Raw genomic sequence first — 3,229 nt, forward strand, 5'->3', positions numbered from 1 at the left:
GATTTACAGATTTTCCCTTGAGCCTTCTCACTTCATTGCTGAAATTTCTATTTTTTTAACCAATTAACAATAAAGTTAGCAACTTGTTCTGGGTGATTAATATCCAGAATAGGGAGTGATGTATTTAGGTTTACGTCACTGGCGATGGCAATTACATGGCTATCGATAACCAAATCGTCATTATTTAGAGAGGTGTCCTCTCTATAGAGCAAAATCTTAGGCACAGATTCGTACTTAAAACCCTCCACCAATATCAAGTCCAGTGATGAGCCATCCATCCGGCTGGCGAGGTAGTAAAGATCTAACTCATTTTCGTCAGGTGTTTCAGTCATGAGAGCCCAGCGTTTTTGGCTGGCGACGATGGTTTGTGCCGCTCCTGCTTTGCGTAGCTCGTAACTATCTTTCCCCGGTTTATCTACATCCATGTCATGATGCGTATGCTTAATAAGCCCAGGACGGATGCCCCGTTCGTTCAGTAAAGGGATTACTCGCTTCAACAGCGTCGTTTTTCCCGTTCCACTACACGCTGCAAACGCTAACAATGGCAGCATCTATTCTTTCTCCCGGTGCATGAGGTCTTTAGGTGTGTTTACATTGATAAAGTTTTGCATCTGATTCGCAAAAAGTATGGGTTTCCCTCCTACTTTACGGAGAAAAAGCATCACTCTGCGTTCACCAGCAGCTAAATATTGCTCAAGATCTGTGACTAACTTACGGTGCATAAGTGCAATAGTTGGGTGATCTCGTTCGCCATCGTTCACCCACACCGCATAAGATTCACCTTTTTGCATCCACAGCTTATATGCCAGATCGTCCGGTATATTAGGCGTATCGCAAGGGCAGAACAGAAACCATTCACCACTCAGATGCTGCATTGCAGACAACATTCCAGCCAGTGGTCCTGGATAATCAGGTAGCGTATCACTCAGGACATCAATCCCAAAAGACTGATATATTTCAATATTCCTGTTAGCACTGATCACCATACTACCTACCTGAGGCGCTAGCTTACTCATGACATGTTCAAACAGAGGTTGGCCATTAAGGTTTATGAGCCCCTTATCCAGCCCCCCCATCCTTGTTGCTCTCCCACCGGCCAGCACCACACCAGTAACTTCTGTTAAACATCTCACTTATATCGCCTCTTTTAATGTGGGTTTGAGCCTGCTAACGTGTGACATCTCTCATGTGAATGGAGCACAATCATGAAATGTAAACGCCTTAACGAACTGCTCGAGCTACTTCAGCCCGCATGGCAGAAAGAGCCGGATCTCAACTTGATTCAATTTTTGCAGAAACTCAGCAAAGAGTCAGGCTATACCGGTGAATTAACCGATCTCACTGATGATGTGCTTATCTATCATCTGAAAATGCGTGATTCTTCGAAAGATGCTGTTATTCCTGGTATTCAGAAAGACTACGAAGAAGATTTTAAGACAGCATTGTTGCGTGCTCGCGGTGTAATTAAAGAGTAAAAGCTTGTAAGCCAGTCCACCTAAATGGCTGCGAAATGTTATCCTCAACTATTCGCATTTACAGTTGGTTGGCTGGATGACAGACAGCGCTTTCAATTTTCAAACACTACATCCGGATACCATCATGGATGCCCTTTTCGAACAGGGTATACGGGTGGATTCCGGCTTGACGCCATTAAACAGTTTTGAGAACCGCGTCTATCAGTTTCAGGACGAGGATCGTAAACGTTATGTGGTGAAGTTTTATCGCCCCCATCGCTGGTCCCCAGAGCAAATAGAAGAAGAACATCAGTTTTCCCTTGAGCTGCAAGCTGATGAGGTTCCAGTCGCGGCGCCTTTGTATTTCAACGGCCAAACATTACTACGCCATCAAGGCTTTATGTACGCTGTGTTTCCTAGTTTAGGCGGGAGACAATACGAAACGGATAACCTTGATCAGATGGAGTGGGTAGGCCGTTATCTTGGTCGTATTCATCAAACCGGGCGTCGTAAGCAATTTTCCGCTCGTCCTGATATTGGCTTAAATGAGTATTTATTTGAGCCACGCGAACTGTTTGAGCATACAAATCTGATTCCAGCAGCTCTCAAGAAAAACTTTCTCAAAGCAACTGATGCGCTAATCGCGGAAGTGAAACTCCACTGGCATGAAGGTTTCCAGGCATTACGATTACATGGCGACTGCCATCCGGGGAATATTCTCTGGCGCGATGGACCATTGTTTGTTGATTTGGACGACGCCCGTAATGGCCCGGCAATTCAGGATATCTGGATGCTTCTGAATGGCGATAAAGCCGAGCAGAGAATGCAGCTGGAAATGATTGTCGAAGCATATGAAGAGTTTACCCCCTTTGAATCAGACGAAATTGCACTCATAGAACCTTTACGAGCAATGCGTATGGTTTATTATCTCGCGTGGATAATTCGACGCTGGGATGACCCTGCCTTCCCCAGAAATTTTCCGTGGCTTACCGACGAAGATTACTGGAGAACACAAACTGCGACTTTTACAGAGCAGGTTCGGGTTCTACGTGAACCACCACTAACATTAACGCCAATGTATTAATCAGTATTTATTCAGGAGAGATTTGATGATGAAAAAGATTTGGCTGGCGCTAGCGGGGATGGTCCTGGCATTTAGCGTGTCTGCAGCGCAGTTCACTGACGGCAAAGAGTTCGTGACTCTGGAAAAACCTGTTGCTGGTGAGCCACAGGTTTTAGAGTTCTTCTCTTTCTACTGCCCGCACTGCTACCAGTTTGAAGAAGTGCTTCATGTTTCTGATACTGTGAAGAAAAAACTGCCAGAAGGCACCAAAATGACCAAATACCATGTTGAGTTCCTCGGCCCATTGGGCAAGGATTTAACTCAGGCATGGGCTGTTGCATTGGCACTGGGCGTTGAAGATAAAATCACAGCCCCAATGTTTGAAGCTGTTCAGAAAACTCAGACAGTTCAAAACGTTGCTGATATTCGTAATGTCTTCATTAATGCAGGTGTGAAAGCAGAAGAGTACGATGCGGCATGGAACAGCTTTGTAGTGAAATCATTGGTTGCTCAACAAGAGAAAGCTGCGGCCGATCTGCAATTGCAGGGTGTTCCGGCTATTTTCGTGAACGGGAAATACCAACTGAATCCACAAGGCATGGACACCAGCAATATGGACGTATTTGTCCAGCAGTATGCTGATGTGGCCAAATTCCTGGTCGAGAAAAAGTAATGAAAAAGCCGGTCAATGACCGGCTTTTTCTATTGTTTT

At 45.2% G+C, this 3,229-nt stretch carries 5 protein-coding genes; 3 read left to right on the top strand and 2 right to left on the bottom strand.

Annotated elements, in window-relative coordinates:
* Positions 1 to 47 precede the first annotated feature (47 nt).
* Both mobB and mobA read right to left on the bottom strand, forming a co-directional pair.
* On the bottom strand, positions 48 to 551 hold the full coding sequence (mobB, locus tag M979_RS23415; protein ID WP_064555907.1) for a molybdopterin-guanine dinucleotide biosynthesis protein MobB: 504 nt from the start codon (positions 549 to 551) through the stop codon (positions 48 to 50).
* Positions 552 to 1,133 carry a molybdenum cofactor guanylyltransferase MobA gene (gene mobA, locus M979_RS23420; protein ID WP_209439638.1) on the bottom strand — a complete coding sequence of 194 codons (582 nt, stop codon included), beginning with the start codon at positions 1,131 to 1,133 and terminating at the stop codon, positions 552 to 554.
* 72 nt (positions 1,134 to 1,205) lie between these two features.
* Between mobA and M979_RS17685 the strand changes: the two genes are divergently transcribed.
* The 3 genes from M979_RS17685 to dsbA all read left to right on the top strand — a co-directional run bounded on the left by M979_RS17685 (position 1,206) and on the right by dsbA (position 3,190).
* Positions 1,206 to 1,475 carry a YihD family protein gene (locus M979_RS17685; RefSeq protein ID WP_034461496.1) on the top strand — a complete coding sequence of 90 codons (270 nt, stop codon included), beginning with the start codon at positions 1,206 to 1,208 and terminating at the stop codon, positions 1,473 to 1,475.
* 76 nt (positions 1,476 to 1,551) lie between these two features.
* Positions 1,552 to 2,538, top strand: a complete 987-nt coding sequence (locus tag M979_RS17690; protein WP_034461495.1) for a serine/threonine protein kinase — start codon at positions 1,552 to 1,554, stop codon at positions 2,536 to 2,538.
* 28 nt (positions 2,539 to 2,566) lie between these two features.
* Entirely contained in the window at positions 2,567 to 3,190 is a 624-nt protein-coding gene (gene dsbA / locus M979_RS17695; protein ID WP_034461503.1) for a thiol:disulfide interchange protein DsbA, read from the top strand.
* The last annotated feature ends 39 nt before the right edge of the window (positions 3,191 to 3,229 follow it).

The organism is Buttiauxella noackiae ATCC 51607 (assembly GCF_001654865.1).
In the GTDB taxonomy this organism is placed as follows: domain Bacteria; phylum Pseudomonadota; class Gammaproteobacteria; order Enterobacterales; family Enterobacteriaceae; genus Buttiauxella; species Buttiauxella noackiae.

Bases quoted from the DNA above. Each gene is read 5' to 3' on its own strand.
- mobB (WP_064555907.1), bottom strand. From the start codon at position 551: ATGCTGCCATTGTTAGCGTTTGCAGCGTGTAGTGGAACGGGAAAAACG.
- M979_RS17685 (WP_034461496.1), top strand. From the start codon at position 1,206: ATGAAATGTAAACGCCTTAACGAACTGCTCGAGCTACTTCAGCCCGCA.
- M979_RS17690 (WP_034461495.1), top strand. From the start codon at position 1,552: ATGACAGACAGCGCTTTCAATTTTCAAACACTACATCCGGATACCATC.
- dsbA (WP_034461503.1), top strand. From the start codon at position 2,567: ATGAAAAAGATTTGGCTGGCGCTAGCGGGGATGGTCCTGGCATTTAGC.